Origin of the sequence: Leucobacter iarius (genome assembly GCF_039530105.1) — a bacterium.
Taxonomy (GTDB): domain Bacteria; phylum Actinomycetota; class Actinomycetes; order Actinomycetales; family Microbacteriaceae; genus Leucobacter; species Leucobacter iarius.
In genome coordinates, this window is the sequence record NZ_BAAAOB010000001.1 from 810,870 (window position 1) to 836,742 (window position 25,873).

Genomic DNA, 25,873 nt, shown 5'->3' on the forward strand with positions numbered 1-25,873 from the left:
CAGATATGCTTGACGGCATGGATCTCCTGGTAGTCGGTTCCGGTTTCTTCGGCCTCACCATCGCGGAACGCGCCGCGAACGAACTCGGGAAGAAGGTCGTCGTCATCGACCGGCGTTCCCACATCGGCGGCAACGCCTACTCGGAGGCGGAGCCCGAGACGGGCATCGAGGTGCACCGGTACGGCGCCCACCTCTTCCACACCTCCAACGAGACGGTGTGGGAGTACGTGAACCGCTTCACCACCTTCACGAACTACGTGCACAAGGTCTACTCGAACTACCAGGGCGAGGTGTACCCCCTCCCCATCAATCTCGGCACCATCAACCAGTTCTTCCGCTCGGCCTACGGCCCGGGCGAGGCGCGCGAGGTCATCGCCGAGCAGGCGGGCGAGTTCGACACCAAGAGCGCCAAGAACCTCGAGGAGAAGGGCATCTCGCTCATCGGACGCCCCCTCTACGAGGCGTTCATCCGCGACTACACCGCGAAGCAGTGGCAGACGCCCACCACCGAGCTGCCCGCCGAGGTGATCAGCCGCCTCCCAGTGCGCTACACCTACGACAACCGCTACTTCAACGACACCCACGAGGGTCTGCCGACCGACGGCTACACCGCGTGGCTCGAGCGCATGGCCGACCACCCCAACATCGAGGTGCGGCTGAACACCGACTTCTTCGACGAGTCGCAGCCGCTCAACAAGAAAGCCATGGTCGGTCAGGTGCCCATCGTCTACACGGGCCCCGTCGACCGCTACTTCGACTACGCCGAGGGCGAGCTCGGCTGGCGCACGCTCGACTTCGAGCAGGAGGTGCTCGAGGTGGGCGACTTCCAGGGCACCAGCGTCATGAACTACGCCGGATCCGATGTGCCCTACACGCGCATCCACGAGTTCCGCCACTTCCATCCGGAGCGCGACTACCCGACCGACAAGACCGTCATCATGCGCGAGTACTCGCGCTTCGCGAACCGCGACGACGAGCCCTACTACCCGGTGAACACGCCCGCCGACCGCGAGCGCCTGCTCAAGTACCGCGAGCTCGCCGAGCAGCAGAACGGCGTGGTCTTCGGCGGACGCCTCGGCACCTACCAGTACCTCGACATGCACATGGCCATCGGCTCGGCGCTGTCGGTGTTCAGCAACAAGGTCGCCGGGATGCTCTGATCCCGAGCGTCGCAGCGACACGAGCGCCCGCAACCGATCGGTTGCGGGCGCTCGTGCGTTTCGGCTGATCATCCTGCCCAGCCGAAGGCGGCTCCCGGGCGCAGAGTTGGACGTGTTGACCAGCGATCTATGAACCATTTGTCCAGCAGCGCTTCGGCTCAGTACAGTTGCGGCACTGTCGAAGACGACACCTCACGCAAGGACGCACAGACGATGACTCTTCCCACCCGATCCGACCTCGACGCGGTCCCCGCCTACCGGCAGGGCCGACCGGCTCCGGCCGGTGCATCGAAGCTCTCCTCGAACGAATCCCCGCATCCGCCGCTGCCCTCGGTCGTCACGGCCGTGCAGCAGCAGCTCGGATCCATCCACCGCTACCCGCGCATGAGCGCCCCCGAGGTGATCGGCCGGCTCGCCGAGCGGTACGGGGTGGACCCGGCGCTCGTGACGGTCGGTGCCGGATCGGTCGAGCTCGCCGCCCAGCTCATCGGAGCGGTCGCGGGCGCGGGCGACGAGGTGATGTTCGCGTGGCGCTCGTTCGAGGCGTACCCCTCGCTCGTCCGGATCGCCGGCGCGACGCCCGTCGAGGTGCCGCTCGACGCCGACCACCGGCACGACCTCGACGCCATGCTCGCCGCGATCACGCCGCGCACCAGGCTCGTCTTCGTCTGCAACCCGAACAACCCGACCGGGACCGTCGTCGGGGCCGCGGAGCTCGAGCGCTTCGTCGACGCAGTGCCCCGCGACGTGCTCGTCGTGATCGACGAGGCCTACGTGCACTTCGACCGTTCGGAGTACTTCGACGGGCCCGACCGCGGCGCCGGCCTCGAACTGCACCGGCGCTACCCGCACGTCGCGGTGCTGCACACCTTCTCGAAGGCCTACGGGCTCGCCGGCCTGCGCATCGGGTACGCCATCGCCCCGGCCGAGATCGCCGACGCGCAGCGCAAGGTCGCGGTGCCGTTCGGCGTGACCGATCTGGCGCAGGCCGCTGCCGTCGCCTCGCTCGACGCCGAGGCGGAGCTCGCGATCCGGATCGACGAGGTCGTCGCCGAGCGCGATCGCATGCGCGACGCCCTGCTCGCCGCGGGCTGGCCCGCGGTGGCCTCGGAGGCCAACTTCGTGTGGGTGCCCGCCGGCGACCGCACCGCGGAGCTCGACGAGCTGCTGCACGCCGGCGGAGTCGTCGCTCGCGCGTTCGCGGGGGAGGGCGTGCGGATCTCGTCGGGGAACGCCGAGGACGCCGACCGCGTCGCCGCGGCGCTCGCCGCTGCGACCGACGGCCCGGCCGCGGGTCGCCTCGCCGCCGAGGGGGTGCTCGCATGACCGAGGTGCCCACCATCACGACCACGACGAAGGGCCTGCAGCCCGGGCTCACCCGCCGGCAGATCTCGATGATGGGCCTCGGCGGCGCCATCGGAGCCGGCCTCTTCGTCGGCTCCGGGCAGGCGATCGGCATCGCCGGCCCCGCCGTCATCGTCTCCTACCTCGTCGCCGGCACCCTCGTCGTGCTCGTCATGGCGATGCTCGCCGAGATGGTCGCGGCCAACCCGAGCTCCGGCGCGTTCAGCTCCTACGCGCAGAAGGCGATGGGACGCAGCGTCGGCAGCGCCGTCGGCTGGCTGTACTGGATCCAGCTCGTCGTCGTGATCGCGGCCGAGGCGACGGGTGCCGCGGGCATCGTCGCGCACCGCTTCCCCGGACTGCCCGACTGGGTCTGGGTGCTGGTGTTCGTGGTCGCGCTGACCGCGGTCAACCTGCTCGGGGTGCGCAACTACGGGCGATTCGAGTTCTGGTTCGCGACGATCAAGGTGGCCGCGATCATCGCGTTCCTCGTCGTCGGTGTGCTCGCCATCGTCGGGCTGATCCCCGGCACCCCGGCCGCGGGCGTGGGCAACCTCGTCGACCACGGCGGGTTCGCGCCCACCGGGATCACCGGTATCGCGGGCGCGCTGCTCATCGTCGTCTTCGCCTTCGGCGGCACCGAGGTCGTCGCGATCGCCGCGGCCGAGTCCGACAACCCGGCCCGCAACATCCGCCGGATCGTGCGCGAGGTCATGGTCCGGATCCTGGTGTTCTACGTGGGATCGATCTTCGTGATCGTCGCAGTGCTGCCCTGGAACGACGCCTCCGTGCTCGCGGGGCCCTTCTCGGCCGTGCTCGACACCCTCCGGATCCCGGGTGTGGGCCTCGTGATGGATCTCATCGTGATCGTCGCCCTGCTGTCGGCGATGAACGCGAACATCTACGGCGCCTCGCGCATGATCTTCTCGCTCAGCGAGCGCGGGCTCGCTCCGTTCGTCCTCATGCGCACGAGCGAGCGCGGGGTGCCGCGGTTCGCGGTGCTCGCGTCGGTCGCCTTCGGCTTCGTCACCGTGATCCTCAACTGGATCTGGCCGGAGCAGGTGCTGCCCGCACTGCTCAACGTGGTCGGATCCACGCTGCTCGTGATGTGGGCGGCGACCGCGCTGGCGCAGCTGATCCTGCGCCGTCGGGCCGACGCCGCGGGCGAGGCGCTGCCGATGCGGATGTGGGGCTTCCCCTGGCTCTCGGGGGCCGCGCTCGTTCTGCTCGCCGGTATCATCGTGCTCGCGATGTTCAACGAGGGGGCGCGGACGCAGCTGCTGCTGACGCTCGGCCTCACCCTGGCCCTGCTGCTCGTCGCGCGGCTCACCCGAGGCCTGTCCCGGCCCGGGGTGGTCCGGCGCGAGGCGGGCGGGATCGGGGTCGAACCGGGGACGCCGACGACGAAGGAGTGACGATGCGGATCGACGAGCTCGACGCGGCCCTGATCCGGCTGCTCACCGACTCGCCGCAGCTGCCCGTGCTGGAATGCGCGCGGCGGCTCGGCGTGGCCCGGGGCACCGTGATCAGCCGGTTGGCCCGGCTGCACGAGCACGGAGTGATCGAGGGGATCGTCCCGCGGATCGATCCGCGCGGTCTGGGGTACGCGCTGACCGCGTTCTGCCAGGTCGAGATCGATCAGAAGGTCGGGCACGACAAGGTCGCGACGGCGCTCGCCCGTGCGATCCCCGAGATCGTCGACATGCACACGGTCACCGGCATCGCCGACATGCAGCTGCGCGTGGTCGCGCACGACGCGGATCAGCTGCAGAGCGTGCTCGATCGGATCGCGCTCGTGCCCGGTGTCGCGCGCACCGCGTCGTCGATCGCGCTGCGCACGCACTTCTCGAGCCGCGTGCTCCCGCTCGTGGAGCACACCGCCGGGGCGTGACGCAGCGGGGCCGCGACCGAATCGGTCGCGGCCCCGCTCCTGCGTGTCGCCGCTAGCGCCCCTCGAAGGTCTTGCGCCACTCCTCGACCGAGACGAGCTCGGGCAGCGCGGCACGGTACTCGGCCGCGAGCCGATCCCAGTTGCGCGAGATCTCGCGGGTGAGCGCACGGCTCTCCTTGAGCAGCCGGCGGAACTTGGCGCGATCGTGCCGGTACCAGGCCTTGCCCGCGCCGTCGGCGGTGCCGACGACGACGCTGTGGTGCCCGGGCACGCGCCACCAGTTCGCGTCGCGCTTCGCGTACTCGAGCTCCGGCTCGGGCGCGTTGCGCTCGTCACCGTTCCGGAGCCAGTGCTTCGGCGTCGCCTTCAGCGTGAAGAGCGCCAGACGGAGGCCCGCGGGGGATCTGCTCTCGCCGAGCTGCGGCAGTGCGCGCCCGCCGCGCGCGACGGGGGTCTCGGGATCACCCGAGCGGTAGACGCGGGTCTCGGGGAACTCCGCCGCGATGCTGCGCGCTCGCGGCATCGCCCTGCCGATGTCGGCGTGCAGGCCGTTCGGCCCGTCGAGCACCGAACGCAGCGCGTCGACCGCGAGCTGCACGGCGTAGTACTGCATGTTGAGCAGCTTCTTGAGGTCCTGCCGGCCGCTGTTCTGGAGCATGAGACCGCCGCGCGGTTCGCGCGAGTGCAGCAGGCCCGCGATGATGCGGTTCCGGGTGTGGAAGAACGCCTGCCAGTCCTGCGTGTCGTCCTTGTCGAGCCACGACACGTGCCAGAGCGCCACACCGGGCAACGAGACGGTGCGGAAACCGTGCTCGCGGGCGCGCAGACCGTATTCGGCGTCGTCCCACTTGATGAACACGGGCAGGGACAGCCCGACCTCGGCGATCACCCGCTTCGGGATCAGGCACATCCACCAGCCGTTGTAGTCCGAGTCGAGGCGCGCGTGCATCCACGGGGTCTGCCGCAGGTTGCTCGCGCGGAAATCGTGCCGGCTCTGCTCGGGGAACGACGGCCCCCACATGAAGGGGCCCGGGCGCACGACCTCGGCCCAGGCGTGCAGCACGGGCTTGTCGAGCAGATCGAACATGTGCCCGCCGACGATGGTGGGTTCCCGGCTGAAGCGCCCGAACTGCAGGGCGCGAAGCGCGCTCTCGGTCTCGAACTCCACGTCGTCGTCGAGCAGCAGCAGGAAGTCGGAATCGGGGCGGTCGAGCGTCTCGGCCATGGCGCGCGAGAACCCGCCCGACCCGCCGAGGTTGCCCTGCTCGATCACGTTCAGCGTCTCGCCGAGGCGGGCCGCGACCGCGTCGAAGCCGGCCTCGTCGCGTACCTTGCGCGTGCCCTGGTCGACGAGGAAGATGCGGTCGATCGCGTCGACGAGCGCCGGGTTGCCCGCGATGTTCTCGAGCGTCGCGACGCAGTAGTCGGGCTTGTTGTAGGTGGTCATGCCGAGGCTCAGGCGGCCGGTCGACGTGGACTCCGCGTCGGTGCTCCAATCGCCGCCGACGAGCGTCACGTCGGATTCTCCGGCGATCAGATCGAACCAGTACCAGCCGCCGTCGCCGAAGTTGTTGAGCGGCAGCTCGAAACGCAGCTCGAGGTCGGAGCCGGCCCCGGTGCTCTCGGCGCTGGCGAACTCGCGGGAGTCGACCCGCTGCTGCGCGCCGCCCGCATTGGTGCGGTAGACGATCGCGGTGCCGGCGCCCCGCACGCGCAGCGTGAGCGCCACGGAGTCGACCACGGTCCACCGCTGCCAGTAGGCGGCGGGGAACGCGTTGAAGTAGGTGCCGTAGGACACGCGCTGGCCGCTGCGCACGCGTGCGCTGTCGCGTGACAGCACATCGTCGATGTGCGCGACCGAGCTCAACCGCACCGGTTCTCCGTCGATCGAGGACCAGGTCTCCGGGTCCGTGTAGAGCGGGAGGACGTCGGGATCCCGGTTCTCGGGGAAGACGATGTGCTGCAGGGTGGTGGGCATCGGCGGGGTACGTGGCCTTTCGGAGTGCGTCCATCAGCGCGGCGTTGTGCGCGGGCGGTCTGACGCTTCGCATCGTACCCTGCGCGGATGAACGGGCTGTTCGCACAGCGCGGGACGGCGGAACGCCGCGTCGATCCCGGAATCCCGGGGCGGGCTCCCGCCGGCACCGGTCCGCCCGGGGGCCGGGCGCCGGTGACGGCGGTGCGCTCAGCCTCGCGGGATCGCCCGTCCCTCGTGCAGCGCTTCCACCACGTGAGCGAATCGACGGGACATCATGATCGGGGGGTTCGCGCGGGCGAATTCCCTGGCTGCGCGGCGGACCTCGGGAGACCGGTACCAGTCGTCGTCGATCAGCGCGGCGATCGAGTCCTCGGCGTTCTCGGGGTCGAAGAACCGGATCCACTGCTGATCGCCGAAGTCGGCCCGGAGGTGCTCCTCGTCGGGCAGGATCGTCGGGGTGCCGAACGTCGCGCCGAGATACAGCGTCCCCGAGTTGAGCACCTTCAGGTGGGGGAGCACCAGCAAGTCGGCAGCGGAGAACCATTCGGGAACGACCTCATCGGGGACGAATCCGATCGACCTCGTGCTCCGCAGCTCCGTGGCGTCGAGCGCCGAGAGCACCTCATCGAGACCGGGGAACGGCTTCCCCGCCAGCAGCAGCTCGAGGTCGTTCCTGCGGCCGGAGAGCGACGCCATGGCGTCGACGAGCCGGTCGAGCCCCTTGTATGGGCGGAGCTGGCCGAAGAACAGCACCGTTGTGGTGTCCGCCGCGGCACCGATCCTCGCGCGGGCTTCCGCGGGAGCGAGCGGCGGCCCGTACACGCCGTCGTAGCTCGCGTGGGGGATCGTGACGACCTTCTCCTCGTCGATCCGGTAGTGCGGCGCCGCGACCTGCACGGTGCGGGAGTTGAGCACGTGGATGACGTCGGCGATGTCCGCGAGCTCGCGATGCAGGCGAACGGCCTGCGCGACGTACTCGGTGTCGTGCGGAAGCACGTTGTGCACGGTCCACACGATGGGGCGGCCGAGGATCTTCGCCGTCCTCAGCGCGTTCAGGAACGCGTCGACGCGACGTTCGGCATCGTTCTCGGAGACCGCCTGGTCCGTGATCACGCTCGGCCACTGCACGTGCACGACGCCGGACCGGAACGGGCTCGAGAGCTCGTCGACGAAGACCTCGAGATCGCTCGTGCCGGTCATGACGAAGCGTCGCGCGAAGAGTTCGAGCTGCAGCGCCACCACGTACGGGTTGTCCTGCCAGGCGGGGAAGGTCGAGAGGTGGCGCGCCTGCGCGTTCGACCTGAGCAGCGATCGGCGGAAGACGATGCTCGTCCGATCCCGCACCAGGTGGTCGAGCCCGTCGGCAACCGACTGGGCGGTGCTCCGGCCCCGCTGCTCGCCGCGCTCCTCGGCCTTCAGCACGATGGAGTAGGGCATGTCCGCGGTGATCTCCGACACCGGGATGGCCGCCTGCCAGCGCCACTCCTGCTCGTCGCTGAGGACGGTCCAGGTCACCGGGACGAAGGCGCGTCCTCCTTCGCCTGCCGGCGAGATGATCGCGGTGATGCGGTCCGCGCGTCGGACCCCGATGGTCGGTGTGAGGGTTCCCCGGAGCACGATCCCGCGCCGCTCGCGGCGGACCCCGTGGATGAGCGAGGACATCCGGCCGTGAGCCAGGAGGAACCGCTGCACGCGGTCCGCATGATCGCCCTCCGGCCCCACGATCGCGCCCAGATACTCGTCCGAGGTCCGCTCGGACGCATCGGCCGCGCGACGGGCGATCTCCGAGTCGCTCGGCAGGGAGCCGTCGGCGACGGCCTGGAGCACCCGTCCGACCACCAGGGCGTCGGCGAACCGGCGGGAGGCGCCGCCGGCCTCCGACAGCCGATCCGCGAGCTCGAGGATCGCCTCGGCTTCCGCGACGGTCCGTCCCGCGTCGTCGGCGAGGGAACCGTCGGGGAGCCGGTCGTCGACCGCCGCCAGGAGCGTCGGGTCGCCATCGGCGAACATCTCGAGGCACGCGGCGTGCCAGGCACCGAGCTGCTTCCGGCCCGCGGGGTCGAGAGCGGTGCTGATCAGCACCGAGAGCGTCCGCATCCCATCGAGCAGTTCGCGATCCTGCACCTCGTGGATCCCTCTGGCGCGGGTCCACCACTGGGTCTTGACGAACCGCACCAGATAGTGCCGCAGCGCGGCGGCGGGCGCGGACTCGCGGATCGCCTCGATCGTGATGGTCGACTGGCCCAGCCAGTCGGCGAAGGTTCTGGATCGCGTGTAGGACGCGGAGATCGCCTGATCGTGACGCCGATGCCGGTAGACGAGGCGGGGTTTCACCGTGACGCTCGGGGCGAGCATCGCCGCGCGTGCGGAGAACACCATGTCCTCGCAGTGCACCCTGGCGGGGAAACGGAGGTCGTGCTCGTCGAGGAAGGAGCGGCGGTACAGCTTGTTCCAGACGACGTGGTCGTCGAGCAGGGCGGGGCTCTCCGCGACGGAGGAGGTGACTTCGCGCCCCCAGTAGAGCGGGCCGCGCTGCGTCCAGTAGCGCGAGGGGATCCAGGTCTCGCCGAAATCCTCCGCGTAGCCGGACACGACGGGGGACTGGGTGCGCTCCGCCACTTCCACCAGCGCCGAGATGGTGCCCTCCGGGACGGTGTCGTCCGAGTCGACGAAGAAGACGTAGTCGCTCCGGCTGTGCTCGAGGCCGACGTTGCGTGCGGAGCCCAGGCCGCCGTTCGGGACGCTCACGAGCGTGAAGCGATCATCCGTCTCGGCGTACCGGCGCGCGATCGCTTCGGAGCCGTCCGGCGATCCATCGATCACGATGACGCCTCGCCAGTCGGGGTAGTCCTGCTGCTGGATCGAGTCCAGGCAGTCGGGCAGCCAACGCTCCACGTTGTAGACCGGGATGATGATGGCGACTGAAGGAGGGGGGAGTTCTCCGGCGTGCATCGTGCTTGGGCTCCCTACGGAGGACGGTGGATACGAAGCCATTAGTCTAGTCTGTGGACAGTTTGGGCAGCCGGATTCCGTCGGCTGTCGAGGAGAGCGAGGTATCCGTGTCGATTGCGGCGACGTCCCTGGAATCCGCACCGGAGCTCTCGGTGGTGATGCCTGCCCGGAACGTCGGCGCATGGATCTCGGAGGCCGTCACCTCGGTGCTCACGCAGACGATGACCTCGCTCGAACTCATCGTGGTCGATGACGGATCGGATGACGACACCCTCGAGATCCTCGCCGGATTCGACGATCCGAGGCTCATCGTCACCGCGAGTCCCGCTTCGGGCGGCGGTACCGCACGGAACTACGGCGTGACGCTCGCCCGGGGTCGCTACCTCGCCTTCGCCGACGGGGACGATCTCGTCCCGGAGCGGGCCTACGAGGCGCTCGTGGCGCAGGCACGGCGCACCGGCGCCGAGATGGTGGTCGCGAACTACGTGATCTTCTCGCCGACCACGCTCAACGACCGGAATCAGTGGTTCCCGCGCTACGGCAGGACCCGCGAGGGCGTCGTGATCGCGGACGAACCGGTGTTCCTGAGGGACCGGGTCTGCTGGAACCGGGTGTTCCTGCGCGACTCCTGGAACGCGGCGGGGATCCGATTCGCCGATTCGCCGAGGTCGAACGATATCCAGGCGATGACCGACGCGTACTGCGCCTTCGCCTTCGACGTGATCCCGGAGACCGTGTACATGTACCGGCGCCGCGCCGGTGGATCCTCGATGACGGCGCGGAAGAACGCGCCGGAGTCGATCCTGGCCCACTTCGAGCAGGAGCTGGGCTGCCTCGCCTCGGTGACCGCGCTCCAGGATCCGCACGTGTTCGCGCGGTACTCGGAGCACATGCTGAACCACGACGTGTGGGCGCACATCGGCCCCCTGCTCGATCCGGCGAACGTGAGCGACCCCGCGTACGACGCCCCGAGGGCGGCCATGCGGCAGTTCATCCTGCGCACGCTGCCGGCCGGGAAACGCGCTCTCTCGCCGGTTCGGCGAGCCGTGTACGCGCTCGCCGAGGCTGAGCGCTGGGCGGCCGCCGCGGCGATCGCCTCGGTGGAGGAGCTCGCAGAGGAAGGCGTCCGGCACGATGCGGCGTCGGTGATGCGCCACCTGCGGAGCTCGGGCCTGTCGCGGTCCGACGCAGCGGTCGAGGCTCTCCGCATCTCGCTGCTCTCCCCGCTGCGCCGTCACAGCATGCTCGACGACGCCGCGCTCGAGTCCGCGCTGCGGGAAGCCAGGGCTTTCGCCCGTGCGCATGTACCGACGCGGACCCTGAGCCGCAGGGAGCGGCACATCCTCGCGACCAGTCCTTCGGCAGGGGCGCTTGAGATCCGGGACCGGATCGACAGCGCTCCGTACTGGCCGTCCGCTCCGGAGCGCATGATCCAGCACGCCCTGCGCGATGCCAAGGCTGCGGTGGGGATCGGCGATCGCGCGATGAAGAAGGTCGGACGGGAAGCCGCCCGGTCCACGCAGCGGGCCTCGCGGAAGCTGCCCGCGCCGGTCGTGCGGGCGGCCAGGAAAGCACTGGGACGAGAGCGCGACGCATGATGGCGGACCGAGCTCGATGAGGACCGGCGCCGTCGAGCTCTCGGTCGTCATTCCGACACGGAACTCCGCTCCCTGGCTGGTCGAGACGCTCGACAGCGTGCTCGAACAGGGGGTCGAACGCCTCGAAGTGCTCGTCGTCGACGACGGTTCGACCGACGGGACGCGTGAGATCGTCAGGAGGTACGCGGAGGACGACCGGGTGCTCCTGCTCGACTCGGACGGCCGCGGGGTCGGCTCCGCGCGGAACACCGGCGCGGCACGGGCCAGGGGCAGGCGTCTGATCTTCTGCGATCCCGACGGGCTGGTGCCCGACGGGGCTTACTCGGCGCTGCTTGCGAGCCTCGACGAGACCGGTTCGGATCTCGCGCTCGGAGACTACCTCGGCTTCGGGCCGACGGATACGCGGCGGCCGACGGACGGTATCGACGCCTACTCCGAGACCCTGCGTCGCTCGTGCGCGGCCGAAGAGCCGACGCTGCTCCTCAGCCGGCGCAGCGGGAACGCGATGTTCGTGCGGGAGTGGTGGGAGGCGGAGGGGATCCGGTTCCCGGATTCCGGAGCCGCGGACGACATCCTGCCGATGTCCGAGGCGCTGCTGCGTGCGGGTGCCGTCGACCTCGTGCCCGATGTCGTCTATCTGGACCGGACGCGGGCGGGGGACTCCCGTGGCGACGTGGTCGCGACCCTCCGTCGTGAGCTGGAGTGCGCGAACCTCGTCGGAGCGGCGGGCGACCCCGGGATCTCCGACGTCTACGCGGAACTGGTGTACGAGCGGGATGCGCTCGACGGGGTCCGGGACTACTTGGCGGGCTGGACCGGCCCGGCCGAAGCGGACGGAGCGATCCGGGACGCGCTGCAGGACCTGCTCGAAGCGACGGCCGCCCCATCCGCGCACGCGGATCCTCTCCGGACGACCGCGGTGCGGCTGGCCGCCGACGGGGACTTCGCGGCGGGCCGCACGCTGGTCCGCGCGTTGCGGGGGGAACGGAGCGATCCGGACGCGGCGGCCCTCCGCGACTGGGCCGCGGTGCTCGAATACCTCGCACCCGGAGGCCGGCTCGGGGACCGCTCCGCGGCCCGGCTGCTGGGCGCTCTGCGCCCCCTGCTGGTCATGCCGTCCGCCGCCGACGCCCCCGCTGAGTGGCAGCGGGTGATCCGCGGGATCCGGGAGGTGCTCGGTACGGCTGCGCTCGCTCGACTCCCCGAGGCGAGCGGCGACGGAGCGCCGGACCGCACCGCGCAGCTCCTCCGGTTCCGCGCGCGTGCGGACGTCCGACTGCTCGAGATCGAGCAGCGCGGCAGGGAGCTGGTGCTCCTCGGTCGAAGCGCGCTCGGCCCGGACCTGATCGAACCGCTGCTGCATCGGATGGAACGATCGGGGCTGCCCGAGCTCGTCCTCTCGACCGTCTGGCGCCAGTCGGCCGATGGGGGATGGGCCTGGACCGCGAGCGCTCCTATCGCCGACCTGCCGTTGCGGGAAGCGCTGCTGCCCGCGTTCCGCGGTTCCGACGGGAGCGCAGCGATCTCGATCTCGATCTCGATGCGGTGCGAAGCGAGCGAACCGGTGTACCGCCCGAAGGACGCGGTGCGCTACGAGGCTGCGGCGGGGAGCATCGTGGTGCGCAGAAGGCGGCACTGGATCCTCCGCGCCGGGCGACGCGCGCTGGGCGCGCTGCGCGATCGCGTCGTGCGCCGCACATCGGGCTGACGGTCCGCCGCGCGGCTACTCCTCGGAGAGATCCAGAGCAGAAACGCGCTCCCAGATCGCGACGGTGAGGTCGGGGCAGATCTCCGCGATCTGACGCAGCAGCGCGAACTCGACGCGGTCGGCATTGCGCCGGTGGATGGCGGCGTCCGGGCCGGACCCGCGTGACGCGAGGCGCGCCAGCGCGAACTCGGGGAGGCGCCCCTGCTCCTCGAGCATCTCGTCGCGTACCGCGCGCACCACGAACGCGTCGACGCTCGGCACCTCCGAAAGCGAGTCGAGCGGATCCTCGCCGTGCCTGCCGCGCATCTCGAGCAGCGTTTCGCGTTCGATCCGCGCGTCCTCGCGGAGCGCCGGCAGGCGCTCCTGCACAGGCATCATCGCGAGGCCCGATCCGGCCGCAACGCGGTCGCGCCCGGGGTCTCCCGCGGGATCGGGACGCGTCGCCAGGGCAGCATCGCAGGCTCGGTATCGGGTGACGGCAGACGGAAGTCGACGCGGGATTTGACCGCGAGGATCACGAGCAGCAGCCAGCCGTTCTCGACGAGGATCCGGCTCTCGGTGAGGGACTGCACGAGCAGGGCGATCATCATCAGGAAGGGCCAGAGCGCGCTGGTCGCGTAGGGGAGCGCGGCACCGGGGCCGCGGCGCGGCTGATCGACGGCGCGGAACCAGGTGCGGAGCAGGGTGAGCACGACGAGCGGCGCGAACACGAGCACGCCGAGCAGGCCGAGCTGGAACCAGACGTCGAGCCAGGCGTTGTGCGCGCTCGGCACGGGCAGCCCGACCTTCGTGTCGAGGCTCGCGAACGGCTCGATCCACGTGGGCCAGTAGCTGACCCAGCCCCACCCGACCCAGGGGTGCTGCGATCCGTGCTCGATGACCTTCTGCCAGATCTCGATGCGCCCCGTGAGATCCGAGCTCTTGCCGAACAGGCCGAAGACCGTGTCGCGGGCGAACACGACCGAGAGCACCCCGGCGAGGGCGAGGGCGAGGCCCGTGAGGTAGACGGGGATGCGGCCCTCGGGGCCGCGGCGGCGGGCCCAGAGGGCGAAGGCGAGCGCGGCGGCGACCGCGATGAAGGCGACCCACACCGTCGCGCTCCGGGTGAGCACGATGCAGAGGAACGCGAGAACGACCCAGAACCAGCCGGCGACGGGACGCACGAGGCCCGCGCGGAGCTGGATCCCGAAGGCGATGAGGGCGAGCAGCGCGAGGAACCCGAACAGCACCGAGCTGCCGAGCAGCCCCTGGATCGGGCCGCCCGAGAACAGCAGGTCGCGGCTCCACCAGGTGAGCTTCGAGAACTTGCCGTCGGGGCCGGGCTCGATCCACCAGGGCACCACCGGGTGCCGCACGAAGATCGACACCCACAGCTCGAACAGGATCGAGAGCCCGATCAGCCAGCGGAACGCCGACGCGAGGGTGCGCAGCAGCTCGTGCCAGCTGAGGACGAAGGCCAGGACCACCGCGACGGCGGTGGTCGCGAACTGCACGGCGACGCCGATCGCCGACCAGGCGGTGTACTGCGACCACGCGATCGAGAGCAGCGCGACGCCCAGGAACCAGTAGAGCGGAGCGGGCAGACGGTACCAGCGGAAGTCCGCCGGGCGCAGCCGGACGAACAGCACGACGCTGACCGCCACGATCACCCCGGCGATCGCGAAGTACGCGGGGATCCCGACGAGGTTCCGCACCGCGTTCCCGCCGAAGGTGAAGAGGAAGACGGCGATCGCGTGAGCGCTCACCCCGAGCCTGGTCTTCGTCTCTGCCACAGACGGTATGGTAAGCCATGCCCGCTGTCAGGACCCTATTCGTCGGAGGCGACGCACGTGCTGATCTTCATCCGGAACACCCCGCGCAACTACGCGTGGGGCTCCCGGGACGCGTTGCCGGAGCTGCTGGGGACGCCGCCGACCGGTGAGCCGCAGGCCGAGCTCTGGCTCGGCGCGCACCCGGGCAGCCCGGCCTCCGTCGCCAAGGCGACTCCCATCGCGCACACGCTCATCGATCTGATCGCGAGCGACCCCGAGCGCTACGGCGTCGACGGCGACCGCCTCCCGTTCCTGCTCAAAGTGCTCGCCATCGGCGCGCCGCTCTCCCTGCAGGTGCACCCCGACGCGGCGCAGGCCGCCGCCGGGTACGCCGCCGAGGAGGCCGCGGGGATCCCGCTGGACGCCCGCGAGCGCAACTACGGCGACCCCGGGCACAAGCCCGAGCTGCTCGTCGCGCTGGGCGAGGTGAGCGCGCTCAGCGGGTTCCGCCCGCTCGCCGATGCCCGCGACGACTTCCGCGCGCTCGCCGCCGCGGCCGGGGGATCCGGCACCGCCGCGGGCCGCGCGCTCGCCGGGCTCGCCGAGCAGTGCACGGCGCTCGGCGAGGAGGATCCCGTCGCCGCGAGCGCCCGTCGCCGTGCCGAGTTCTTCGCCTGGGCGTTCAGCGGAGCGCCCGAGGTGGACTCGGCCGGACAGGCGCTCGCCGATGTCGTGCGCGGCAGCTCCGCGCCGCTCGAGGGGATCGATGCCCATCGTCTCGCCGCGCTGCGCGGCCTCGTCGCCGCGCACGCCGGCGACCCGGGCGTGCTGGTCTCGGTGCTGCTCCACCTGGTGCGCCTCGCCCCGGGCGAGGCGATCTACCTCGGTGCCGGCCAGCTGCACGCCTACCTGAGCGGGATCGCGGTCGAGGTCATGGCGGCGTCCGACAACGTGCTGCGCGCGGGGCTCACGCAGAAGCATGTCGATATCGCGGAGCTCACCCGCATCGTCGATCTCGGCGAGCTGGACGAGCCGCGCTGCGTCGCGGGGAGCCCGGCTCCGGGCGTGCGGTCGTGGGAGCCCGACATTCCGGACTTCCGGCTGATGCGGGTGCGGCTGCGCGAACCCGAGGAGCCGGGGCTGCCCGTCGGGGACGCGACGGATCGCGCCGTGATCGAGGCGCCGTTCCCGCTCGTGCTGATCGCGACCGAGGGGCGGGCCCGTGTGGAGCGCCCGGAGGCGGATCTCGCGGAGGTGGCGAACCTGCGCAGGGGGCAGTCCCTGTACGTCTCGGCGGGCGACCCGATCGAGCTGACGGGGACCGGCGAGGTGTTCCTGGCGACGGTCGGGCGCGGCTGGGCGGGACGCGGCGCGAGCGTGTCGCAGACCCTCAAGTAACACTTGAGGGTTTAGACTCTTCGGCTTGACTTCATCGAATTACACCGGTGTAATGATTCGAGGCGTCGGTTGACGCGACGGTTTTCGGGAAGGGAGAGAAGCACAGATGTCTGATACCTCCCCCACCTCGGTTCCGGGCAACTGGTTCGTCGACCCCGTATTCCTCGGGGTTCCCGGCGTCCGCCCCGCCGAGGACGAAACCCTCGCCTGGCAGGCGGATGCGCTCTGCGCGCAGACCGACCCCGAAGCGTTCTTCCCCGAGAAGGGCGGATCGACCCGCGAGGCCAAGCGCATCTGCGAGAGCTGCGAAGTCCGTTCCGAGTGCCTCGACTACGCGCTCGCCAACGACGAGCGCTTCGGCATCTGGGGCGGGCTCTCCGAGCGCGAGCGTCGCCGCCTCCGCCGCGAAGCCATCTAGCTCCCGCGCTCGACGCCGGATCCGGTCGCTCCTCCCTGTGAGCTCGCCGCTCACCGGCATGGCGGATCGTCGCGGGCCCCGAGCCCGCCTAGGCTGATTCCGATATGCGCACCAGAGTGACCGCCATCCTGGTCGCCCGGCAGGGCGGCGAATGGCTTGACCAGACCATTGCGGGGCTCGCCGCGCAGACGCGCCGACCCGACCGCGTCATCGCGGTCAGCAACGGAGGGTCCGAGCGCGTCGCCGGCCAGCTCGCCTCCGCCGGGCCCGAGCGGGTCGTGACCACCACCGGCCAGCTGTCCTTCGGCCAGGCCGTGCAGCGCGCGATCGACACGCTGCCGGAGCCCGCGGGCGACGACGAATGGTTCTGGCTGCTCAGCGAGGACTCCGCCCCCGAGCCGGCCGCGCTCGAGCGGGTGCTCTCGACGGTGCAGCGCGCACCCTCGGTCGCCATCGCGGGCCCCAAGCTCGTCGACTGGGATCACCCCGAACGCATCATCGAGCTCGGGCAGAGCCTCACCCGCAGCGGGTCCCGCTGGATGCTCCGGCGGCAGGAACTCGATCAGCAGCAGTACGACCACCTGCAGGACGTGCTGGGCGTCGGGCCCGTCGGCATGCTGGCGCGACGCGACGCGTGGGCCGAGCTCGGCGGTTTCGACCCGGCGCTGCCCGTCTTCGACGACGGACTCGACTTCAGCGTGCGCGCCCGCCTCGCGGGGTACCGCGTCGTGGTGTCGCCCGAGTCCCGGATCCGATTCGCCCAGAGCGGTGTCGCGGGTCCCCGGATCGACCGCCGCCGTTCCGTCATGCGCACGGCGCACCGGCAGGCGCGCACCGCGCACCTGCACCGGCGGATCGCCTACGCGCCCGGATTCCTCGCCTTCGTCATGTGGCTCGGACTCCCGCTGCTCGGTGTCGCCCGTGTGTTCTGGGCGCTGATCCGCGAGCAGCCCGGTCAGATGCTCGGCGAGTTCGCCGCGGCCTTCACCGTCTTCTTCCGCCCGGGCGCGATCCTGGCCTCGCGGCGCAGGATCCGCGCGGCGAGCAGCGCGGGCTGGGCCGCGGTGCGACCGCTCCGCGTCGACCCGAAGGCGGTGCGCACCGCTCGCATGATCGACCGCGAGGCGATCCTCGCCTCCCAGGGACGCCAGCGCCGCGAGCTGCACTTCGTCTCGAGCGGCGGGCTGACCGTGCTCATCGTCTCGATGGTCGCGGCCGTCGCGCTCTGCTGGTGGGCGCTCAGCCGCACCAGCCTGGTCGGCGGTGCGCTCGCCCCGCTCAGCCCCGTCGGCGAGCTCTGGCGGAACACCTTCATGCACGACGGCGTGCCTGCCGATCCCTTCGCCTGGGTGCTCGCCGTGCTCGGCAGCCTGACCTTCTGGAACCCCTCGCACATCGTCGTGCTCGTGTTCATCGCCGCGATCCCGCTCTCGGCGCTGGGCGGCTGGATCTGGGGTGCGCAGCTCACCGAGTCCCGCGCGGGACGCGTCCTCCTCGGCCTCGGTTGGGCGCTCAGCCCCGTGCTGCTCGGATCCCTCTCCTCGGGCCGTCTGCCGACGCTGATCCTCGCGGTGGCGCTGCCCTGGCTGCTGCTCGCGGCCTCCCGCTGCCGCGAGTCGTGGAGCTGGGCCGGGACCGCCTCGCTCCTGGCCGCGGTGGTGCTCGCCTGCGCGCCCGTGCTCATCCCCGCGGCGGTGCTGCTGCTGATCGTCGGACTCTGCACCTCGCTGCGCGGGATCGCCCGAGTCCTCTCGACCGCGATCGCGCCGCTCGTGCTCTTCGCGCCGAAGGCGATCGCGGCCTTCGCTGCCGGTCGCCCGATCGACCTGCTGCTCGATCCCGGGATCACCCCGGCCTACCAGCCGGGCAACACCTGGCACCTCATGCTCGGCTTCCCGGCCTTCGGCCTCGAAGGCTGGTCGGGCATCTTCGACGCGATGGGGCTCGGTGGGGCACCGGCGACCCTGCTCGTCGGCGTGCTGCTCGCCCCGATCGCGCTGCTCGCCGTGCTGGGACTCCTCACCGGACGCATCGCGGTCACGCTGCTGCTCGCGCTGGCCGGGGGCCTGGGCTTCGTCACCGCGATCGGTGCGGCGCAGCTGCACCTGCTGATCGAGGGGCCCGCGAGCGTGGCGCTCTGGACCGGATCCGGGATCGCCCTCTACTGGCTCTCGGTGCTGGGGCTCGCCGCGGTGGGCTGCAGCGTGCTGCGTCGCGTCGCCGGTCCGCTCGTCGCCGTCGCGCTCGTCGCCGCGCTGCTGGCGGTCGCCCCGCTCGCCGTCCGCCTCGTGACCGACCAGACCGGACTCCGTTCGGCCGACGCGCAGATGCCGGCCATCGTGCAGGCCGCGGGTGCCGCCGACCCCGAGATCCGCACGCTCGTGCTCACCGCGACCGGACCCCAGGAGGTCCGAGCCGAGCTCGTCACCGGAACCGGTGTGCGGCTCGACCAGATCCGCACCTCGGAGCGCGCTCCGAGCCTGACCGCCGAGGACCGGGTCGTCGGACGTCTCGTCGGCGGGCTCGCCAGTACGGGCGGCCCCGACCTGCGCGGCGATTTCGCGAAGGAGCGCATCGGCTTCGTGCTGCTCGCCGCGGGCGGCGACGACGGCGAGCGCGGGCTGCTGCAGTCGGCGTTCGACCAGCAGACCACGCTCTCGAGCGCGGGGCAGACGGCGCACGGACTGCTCTGGCGGGTCGAGGGGCAGGCCGCCTCGGACGGCGGCGGTTCGCACTCCGACGGCAAGCTCACCGGCACCTCGCTGAGCGCGACCACCATCTGGTGGGCGCAGGCGATCGTGCTGCTCGCGATGCTGCTGCTCGCCCTGCCGACCGGTGAGGTGGTCGATCGCCCCGAGCGCCGCAAGAAGCCCAAGCGCCGCCGCGGGGACGATCCTGCGACCGGGCCGAACCTCGCAGCGACGTCCGAGGCGAGCGCTCCGGAGCCCGCGGCGGTTCCGGATCGCGCTGCCGAGGTGCCGTCCGAGGTCCAGCCGCCGGCGCAGCCGGAGCCGGCTTCCGCGCCGGAACCGGAGCCCACGGCCGAGCCGGGAGCCGCAGCGGAATCGGCCCCCGCGGCCGAGCCGACTCCTGATCCGGAGGCCGAGCCCTCGGCCGATCCTGATCCCGCGCCCGCTGCGGCGGTCGACGCGGATCCGGCCGCGGAACACGAAGACGGACCCGAGGAGCAGAAGCGATGAACAACGCCCAGCGCGCCCTGCGCGGCGGACTCCGCGCGGCGACCGGCCTGATCGTGCTCGGCGCGGCGGCAGCGGGTACCGTGCTCGTCACCTCCGCGTCGCTCCCGACCGTGCGGAACGCTCCGCTCTCGGTCACCGCGAGCACGCAGGCGGACGCCGTGCGCTCGATCGTGTGCGCGGGATCGTTCGCCGAGCTCGGCGCGAATCCGCAGACCCCCGACGCCGCGGTCCCGACCGGCACCGCGGCCGTGACGCAGGTCGGCTCGACGGACGAGAAGTCCGAGCTGAAGCGCGACGTGCCCGGCGGCACGGCTCCGATGGTGTTGCGCGCCTCGGGCACGAACCCGCTGGGAGCGGCCCAGACCCAAACGCTCGACACCGCCACGCTGCGCGGCCTCACCGCGACCGCGTGCGTCGAACCGGCCAACGAGCAGTGGCTCGTCGGCGGGTCGACGGCGCTCGGTTCGAGTTCGACGGTCACCGTCGGCAACCCGAACACGGTTCCCGCCACCGTCAAGTTCAGCCTGTTCGACACCGCGGGCGAGGTCGCCTCGTCGCAGACGGTGGGCGTGCTGGTGCCCGCCGGCGCCGAGCGCACGGTGGCCCTCAACGGCTTCGCGCCCGGCCGGGACGGCCTCGCGGTCCGGGTGGAGAGCACCGGCGCCTCGGTCACCGCGGCGCTCGGTCTCTCCCAGACCGAGCAGCTCTCGCCCAAGGTCGCCGATATCGAGACCCGGCAGCTCGCGCCGAGCACCCGGCTCGTGATCCCGGGGCCGACGAACATCTCGGGCGAGGACATGCACGGCGACGGCGACGGCGGCAGCGCGGGGGACTCCTCCGGCATGGTCGTGCGCGTCCTCGCCCCCGGGCGCGACGGCGGGACCGCGACCGTCCGCGCGCTTCGCCCCAAGGGCGGAGCGGTCGAGCTCGGGACGGTCAAGCTGAAGGCCGGCGCGCTCGGGCAGCTGAAGGTCGCCAAGTGGCCGGCGGACGCGACCGCGGTGGTCGTCACCTCGGACGTTCCGGTGGTCGGCGGGGTGCTCGGCACCGCATCGGCGGGCGGATTCTCGGACGGCGGCTGGTTCGCGCCCGCCCCCGAGATCGCTGCCGGAACCCCGGTCGCGGTCCCGATCGTCGCCGACGGGCAGCTCGTCATCGCGAACGACGGCGATTCGACGGCCACGGTGACGCTCGACCAGGGCGACGGCAAGCAGACCTCGACGGTATCGGTCCCCGCCGGAGCCTCGGTGATCGCCCGGGCGCCGAAGAACGCGCAGCTGGTCAGCGATCAGCCGGTATCCGCCGGGGTCCGCGTGGTGAAGGGCTCGGGGATCGCGGGCTACCCGATCATGCCCGCCGAGGTGCGGGCGCGCACGATCACGGTCTTCACTGACTGAACTCCTGCGGCTCTCGTCCGGGGTCGTGGCGCACGAGCGTCCAGCCCGCGGGCGGGGTGAGGCGGTCCCGGTGCTTCGGGCAGAGATCGAGTGCAGGCGGGGTGCGCTCGGGGCTGAGCGGGCCCACGGCCATCACGCTGCCGCCGTAGTCCGCCGTCAGCGTCGCGACCGCGGGCGCTCCGCAGGCGACGCGGGCGCAGAGCCGGTCGCCGGGGCCGGGCGCGCGCGACGGGCTGCCGTCGTCGGCGTTCGAGTCGGGGGTCTCTTCGCGGGGAGCTGCGCTACTCATCGCCTCCAGCGTAGGTGCCGAGGCTCCGAACGGTGGCCTAGACTGGCGGCATGTTCGGGCGCTCACGATCCGGCCGGGAGCGGCCTTCCCAGCCGGTCCCGGTGCGGGGCTCCGCTGCCGGCAGGCATCGCCACGGCCGCCGCCCCATCCGGTCCTCCCTGACCGGGCCCTCGCTGCCCGATCCCGATGCCCGGGTCGTCCGGTTCGAGATCGACGCGCGGGCCGCCCTCGAAGTACTGCAGGCCGCGTTCCCCGAGGAGCTCCGCGGCGTGCGCTTCGCCTACGCCACCGCTCCGAGCGGCCAGGGCGAGAGCGAGCATCCCCAGTTCTACGCGATCGACCGGCGGGCCCGGTCCATCGTGCTGTTCCGCATGCCGATCCAGCGCGCGCGGGGCCTGCATATCGAGGACGAGGAGCACCGTGCGCTGTTCGTCGGGCGCTGCGTCTATCTCGCGGTGTGCGAGTACCTGGGGCAGGATCCGTGGGATCTGCTGCCCGGCCGCTTCGATCATTTCTGAGCGGGCCGACCGCGGGGCGGGGCCCGGTGGACCCGGTTTCCGGACACGGACACGGATTCCTCGGGACATATCGGCGAAACCGCATCGCCGACCAGACATAATGGGTGCATGAGCGCGCGGATTCTGGTGGTTGACGACGACAGGTCGCTGGCTGAGATGCTCGGCATGGTGCTCGAAGGAGAGGGCTTCCTCACCGACCACTCCGCCGACGGATCCGAGGCCCTCGAGGCCTTCCGCGTCTCGCGACCGGACCTCGTGCTCCTCGACGTCATGCTGCCCGGCATCGACGGCATCGAGGTGTGCGCGCGGATCCGTGCGGAGTCCGGCGTCCCCATCATCATGCTCACGGCCCGCACCGACACGACCGACGTGGTGCGCGGTCTGGAGGCCGGGGCCGACGATTACGTCGTGAAGCCGTTCAACCCGGCGGAGCTGATCGCCCGCATCCGCGCCCGCCTGCGCGAACCGCAGCAGGAGGCGAACGAGCGACTGCGCATCGGCGACCTCGACATCGACGTCGCCGCGCACGAGGTGCGTCGCGGCGAGACCGTGATTCCGCTGACCCCGCTCGAGTTCGATCTCCTCGTCATCCTGGCGCGCAAGCCCCAGCAGGTGTTCACCCGCGAGGTGCTGCTCGAGAAGGTGTGGGGCTACCAGTACAAGGCGGACACGCGCCTGGTCAACGTGCACGTGCAGCGTCTGCGCGCCAAGATCGAGCAGGATCCCGATCGCCCCGCGATCGTGACCACCGTGCGCGGCGTGGGGTACCGCGCCGGCATCTCCGACGCCTAGCGGGTCGACATGGCGGGAGGACGCACAGCGCTCGGGCGGCGGCTGCGACGCGCGCGCATCCGCTGGATCCGGGCGAGCCAGCCGGTGCTCGGGCCGTTCCGCGCCCGCTGGCGCCGGTCGCTCCGCCTGCGCACCATGACCTACACGGGTCTCATCACGGGCGTCATGATCCTGATCTCGGGCACCTACATCCTCGCGAGCATCGGCGACGACCTCTATTCGTCGCGACGCGATCAGGTGCTGCAGGACGCCGCGCGGGCGACGCTCGCCGCGCAGAGCCAGCTCGACGGATCCGACGCCGCCGACCGCAGCGCGCTCTCGTCGCTGGCCAACTCGGTGCGCGCCACGGTGGGCGACACCACCTCGAGCCAGATGATCTACGTCCGGCGGCAGCCGCACCAGACGCCCCTGGCGGACGCCCCGCTCGACAGCAACACCTCGCCCGACCTCGTCAACGCGATCACCGCGGAGCTCTCCGACGCGGTGATGTCGCGCAACCAGCCCCAGTACTGGCAGGCGGTCACCCTGCACTCGGCGAGCGGGGAGCCGGTACCCGGCATCGTGGTCGCGTCGACGCTGACCTTCCCGTCGGGAACGGGCACCTACGACCTCTTCATCGGGTACAGCCTCGCCGATACGCAGCGCACGCTCGGGTTCATCCAGCGGACGCTCGTCCTGACCGCACTGATCCTGATGCTGCTCATCGGTGCGCTCGTCTGGATCATCGCCCGCATCGTGTTCCGGCCGATCCGCGCCGCCGCCGACGTGAGCCGACGCCTCGCCGCCGGCGAGAGCCGAGCGCGCATGCCGCTGCAGAACGACGAGCACTTCGACGAGCTGTCGGCGAACTTCAACGACATGGCCGACACGCTGCAGGCCCGCATCGACGAGCTCGACCAGGTGTCCGAGATGCAGCAGCGCTTCGTCTCGGACGTCTCGCACGAGCTCCGTACCCCGCTCACCACGATCCGGCTCGCCAGCGAGGTGCTGCAGGCACCGACCGCGGTGCCCGACGGTCCCGAGCTCACGGGGTCGCAGCAGCGCGCGCTCGAGGTGCTGGGCAACCAGGTGGAGCGCTTCGAACAGCTGCTCGGCGACCTGCTCGAGATCTCGCGCTACGACGCCGGCCGCATCACCATCGAGACCGAGCCGACCAATCTCGTGTCGCTCACCCGCGAGGTGGTCGACGGCCTGCAGTCCCTCTCGCACGGGCTCATCGAGGTCCGCGCGATCGGCGGCTACAGCCCGATCGAGGTCGACCCGCGGCGCATCCGACGGATCGTGTCGAACCTCGTGGGCAATGCGATCGAGCACGGCGAGCGGAAGGCGATCGTGGTCACGATCGACTCGAACGCGGCCGCCGTCGCGATCTCGGTGCGCGACTGGGGCATCGGCATGAACACCGAGGATGTGGCGCACGCGTTCGACCGCTTCTGGCGGGCGGACCCCTCGCGCAAGCGCACCCTCGGCGGAACCGGCCTCGGGCTGGCGATCGCTCGGGAGGACGCCGCGGTGCACGGCGGACTGCTGGAGGCGTGGTCGCGGCCGGGCGAGGGCTCGAACTTCCGGCTCACCCTGCCGCGACGCGAGGGGACGGCGAGCTTCGTGTCGCCGATCCCGCTCGTGCCCGACGACGTCGTGCCCGACGCGGGCGACCCCCAGGCCACCGGGGGCTGGCTGCGCAGGCCGAAGCGGCGCGTGAAGAAGGAGGGGCGATGACGGGGCGGATCCGGAGCATCGGGCGCATGGTCGGAGTCGCGGCGATCGCCGCGAGCGCGCTGCTGCTCGCGGCCTGCAACGCGATCCCCCAGTCGGGGCCCGTCAACGTCGGGCTCTCGGACCTGACGAAGGGCGATCAGCTGGTCTCCTACTCCCCGCCGGGACCGGCGAAGGGCGCGAGCCAGAAGGACGTCGTGATCGGCTTCGTCAACGCCGCCTCTTCGAGCCAGGATGACTACCGGGTGGCGCGCGAGTTCCTCACGCCCGAGTACTCCAGCCAGTGGGATCCCTCCACGGGGGTGTTCGTCTACGAGGGCGCCCGGCCCTACCGGTCCGAGGAGGACAACGTCGCCGTGCTCTCGTTGCCGGGCATCGCGACCGTCGACGAGCTCGGCGTGCTCACGCCGGCGCGACCGGGCGCCACGAGCGACGTGCGCTTCGAGCTCGCCAAGGTCGACGGGCAGTGGCGCATCGCCTCCGCTCCGGCGGGCGTGATCCTCGACCGCAACGTGTTCCGGACGGTGTGGGCGCCGCGCGATATCTCGTTCCTCTCGCCCGACGACCGGCTCATCACCGAGACCCGGTGGTTCCTGAACGGTCCGGGCATGGCGACCCAGGTCGTGAACGCGCTGCTCGCCGGTCCGTCGGAGGAGCTGCGCGGGGCGATCCGCACGGCCTTCCCGGAGGGCACCGGCCTCGTCTCGAACTCGGTCACCGTGCTCGACGGCACCGCGAAGATCGACCTGACGGGTCAGGCCGCCTCCGCGGATCACGGCGCCCGCCAGCTCATCCTCCGCCAGCTCGCGGCGAGCCTGCAGTCGGTGCAGGGGGTGAACCGCTTCGATCTCTCGATCAACGGCTCGCTGATCGAGAGCTCCGCCGTGGGCTGGAGCGACGGGGGCACCCCGACCGCCGATCCGCGCAACACGCTCGTGCTGTCCCACGGAACCTTCGGCAGCCTGCTGGCGGGCAAGGTGGAGGCGCTGCCGAAGCTCGGCTCGCGCATCGTCGAGATGCGTCCCGACGGGGTCACCGTCGCGGTCGACCGCAGCTCGGCGGTGGTGCGGTCCGGCGGGACGCTCACCTGGACGGACGGCGCTCAGGAGATCGAGATCCCGACGTCCGGCTCGCAGCCGCTCGACCCGTCGATCGACCGTTTCGGCTACGTCTGGAGCAGTGCGAAGGGGGTCGGCGGGTCGATCATCGCGGTCAAGCCGGGCGAGGACCCGATCACCCTCGCCGTGCCCTGGGCCGCGGGGCTGCGTCCGGTCGGGATCCGCGTCTCGCCCGACGGGGTGCGGCTCGCGATGCTGCTGGCCGACGGCGACGGCAGCACGGTGCGGGTCAGCGGGATCGTGCGCGACGCGCACGGACGGCCCAGCGCGATCACCGCGCAGGGGCCCGAGCAGATGTGGACCACCGGTGCACCCCTCGATCTGGACTGGAGCGACGCCCAGCACTTCGCGGTGCTCACGCGGGTCGGCGAGGCCGGGAAGGTGACCATCGGTGCGCCGAGGCAGTTCTCCGCCGAGTCCGGGTCAGTCGCGGGGGCGACCCGGTTGAGCGGTGGCGGCAGCAAGGCGTTCCTGCGCGTGCTCAACGCGGACGGGCGTCTCTTCGCCGGCCAGGGGATCGGTTGGCAGCCGCAGTTCGAGGATGTGCAGGTGCTCGCGAAGGTCGGGTGACGCCGGACCACGGGATCGTCCTCCACCGCGTGCGCGGACGTGCGTTCCGGCCGGATCCCGGTCGCACGCTGTGCG

General features: G+C 71.4%; 19 protein-coding genes. 14 read left to right on the top strand and 5 right to left on the bottom strand.

The window, feature by feature from the left end; translation table 11 throughout:
- The first annotated feature begins 17 nt into the window (after positions 1-17).
- From glf to ABD169_RS03530, 4 genes are all read left to right on the top strand, one after another.
- Positions 18-1,160 carry a UDP-galactopyranose mutase gene (gene glf, locus ABD169_RS03515; RefSeq protein ID WP_344029381.1) on the top strand — a complete coding sequence of 381 codons (1,143 nt, stop codon included), beginning with the start codon at positions 18-20 and terminating at the stop codon, positions 1,158-1,160.
- A gap of 213 nt (positions 1,161-1,373) precedes the next feature.
- On the top strand, positions 1,374-2,486 hold the full coding sequence (hisC, locus tag ABD169_RS03520; RefSeq protein WP_344029384.1) for a histidinol-phosphate transaminase: 1,113 nt from the start codon (positions 1,374-1,376) through the stop codon (positions 2,484-2,486).
- Positions 2,483-3,919: an amino acid permease gene (locus ABD169_RS03525; RefSeq protein ID WP_344029386.1), complete on the top strand. Its 1,437-nt coding sequence runs from the start codon at positions 2,483-2,485 to the stop codon at positions 3,917-3,919. The genes hisC and ABD169_RS03525 overlap by 4 nt, the downstream gene beginning before the upstream one ends.
- A 2-nt stretch (positions 3,920-3,921) precedes the next feature.
- Complete coding sequence (locus ABD169_RS03530) at positions 3,922-4,395, top strand: Lrp/AsnC family transcriptional regulator (protein WP_046454081.1); 474 nt, start codon at positions 3,922-3,924, stop codon at positions 4,393-4,395.
- A gap of 52 nt (positions 4,396-4,447) precedes the next feature.
- Here the strand turns inward: ABD169_RS03530 and ABD169_RS03535 are convergent, their stop codons facing one another.
- Positions 4,448-6,373 carry a glycosyltransferase gene (locus tag ABD169_RS03535; protein ID WP_344029390.1) on the bottom strand — a complete coding sequence of 642 codons (1,926 nt, stop codon included), beginning with the start codon at positions 6,371-6,373 and terminating at the stop codon, positions 4,448-4,450.
- Between the two features lie 207 nt (positions 6,374-6,580).
- A complete protein-coding gene (locus ABD169_RS03540; protein WP_344029393.1) occupies positions 6,581-9,325 on the bottom strand; it encodes a glycosyltransferase in 2,745 nt (914 codons plus the stop codon).
- A 152-nt stretch (positions 9,326-9,477) separates the two neighbouring features.
- On the opposite strand from ABD169_RS03540, the gene ABD169_RS03545 reads away from it, so the two are divergent.
- Both ABD169_RS03545 and ABD169_RS03550 read left to right on the top strand, forming a co-directional pair.
- Positions 9,478-10,923, top strand: coding sequence for a glycosyltransferase family 2 protein (locus ABD169_RS03545; protein WP_344029396.1), 1,446 nt, complete (start codon positions 9,478-9,480; stop codon positions 10,921-10,923).
- A 16-nt stretch (positions 10,924-10,939) separates the two neighbouring features.
- Entirely contained in the window at positions 10,940-12,631 is a 1,692-nt protein-coding gene (locus ABD169_RS03550; protein WP_344029399.1) for a glycosyltransferase family 2 protein, read from the top strand.
- A gap of 15 nt (positions 12,632-12,646) precedes the next feature.
- Here the strand turns inward: ABD169_RS03550 and ABD169_RS03555 are convergent, their stop codons facing one another.
- Entirely contained in the window at positions 12,647-13,009 is a 363-nt protein-coding gene (locus ABD169_RS03555) for a hypothetical protein (RefSeq protein WP_344029402.1), read from the bottom strand.
- Positions 13,006-14,403, bottom strand: coding sequence for an O-antigen ligase family protein (locus ABD169_RS03560; protein ID WP_344029406.1), 1,398 nt, complete (start codon positions 14,401-14,403; stop codon positions 13,006-13,008). The genes ABD169_RS03555 and ABD169_RS03560 overlap by 4 nt, the downstream gene beginning before the upstream one ends.
- A 57-nt stretch (positions 14,404-14,460) precedes the next feature.
- On the opposite strand from ABD169_RS03560, the gene manA reads away from it, so the two are divergent.
- The 4 genes from manA (at position 14,461) to ABD169_RS03580 (ending at position 20,795) form a co-directional block, all read left to right on the top strand.
- The gene (gene manA / locus ABD169_RS03565; RefSeq protein WP_344029409.1) at positions 14,461-15,780 is read left to right on the top strand and encodes a mannose-6-phosphate isomerase, class I; all 1,320 of its coding nucleotides are present in this window, start codon (positions 14,461-14,463) and stop codon (positions 15,778-15,780) included.
- 106 nt (positions 15,781-15,886) lie between these two features.
- A complete protein-coding gene (locus ABD169_RS03570; protein ID WP_344029411.1) occupies positions 15,887-16,198 on the top strand; it encodes a WhiB family transcriptional regulator in 312 nt (103 codons plus the stop codon).
- Between the two features lie 116 nt (positions 16,199-16,314).
- Positions 16,315-19,398, top strand: coding sequence for a glycosyltransferase (locus ABD169_RS03575; RefSeq protein ID WP_344029414.1), 3,084 nt, complete (start codon positions 16,315-16,317; stop codon positions 19,396-19,398).
- A complete protein-coding gene (locus ABD169_RS03580; RefSeq protein WP_046454074.1) occupies positions 19,395-20,795 on the top strand; it encodes a DUF5719 family protein in 1,401 nt (466 codons plus the stop codon). Before ABD169_RS03575 ends, ABD169_RS03580 begins: the two co-directional genes overlap by 4 nt.
- Here ABD169_RS03580 and ABD169_RS03585 read toward each other — a convergent pair.
- Positions 20,785-21,084: a DUF3499 family protein gene (locus tag ABD169_RS03585; protein WP_344029416.1), complete on the bottom strand. Its 300-nt coding sequence runs from the start codon at positions 21,082-21,084 to the stop codon at positions 20,785-20,787. The genes ABD169_RS03580 and ABD169_RS03585 overlap by 11 nt on opposite strands.
- A gap of 50 nt (positions 21,085-21,134) precedes the next feature.
- On the opposite strand from ABD169_RS03585, the gene ABD169_RS03590 reads away from it, so the two are divergent.
- The 4 genes from ABD169_RS03590 (at position 21,135) to ABD169_RS03605 (ending at position 25,798) form a co-directional block, all read left to right on the top strand.
- Positions 21,135-21,602 (top strand): hypothetical protein, encoded by a 468-nt coding sequence (locus tag ABD169_RS03590; RefSeq protein WP_046454072.1) that lies wholly within the window; start codon positions 21,135-21,137, stop codon positions 21,600-21,602.
- Between the two features lie 108 nt (positions 21,603-21,710).
- Positions 21,711-22,394, top strand: coding sequence for an MtrAB system response regulator MtrA (gene mtrA / locus ABD169_RS03595; RefSeq protein WP_046454071.1), 684 nt, complete (start codon positions 21,711-21,713; stop codon positions 22,392-22,394).
- Positions 22,395-22,403: 9 nt separating this feature from the next.
- Positions 22,404-24,113, top strand: coding sequence for an MtrAB system histidine kinase MtrB (gene mtrB / locus ABD169_RS03600; protein WP_336653249.1), 1,710 nt, complete (start codon positions 22,404-22,406; stop codon positions 24,111-24,113).
- The gene (locus ABD169_RS03605) at positions 24,110-25,798 is read left to right on the top strand and encodes an LpqB family beta-propeller domain-containing protein (RefSeq protein ID WP_046454070.1); all 1,689 of its coding nucleotides are present in this window, start codon (positions 24,110-24,112) and stop codon (positions 25,796-25,798) included. Before mtrB ends, ABD169_RS03605 begins: the two co-directional genes overlap by 4 nt.
- Positions 25,799-25,873 lie beyond the last annotated feature (75 nt).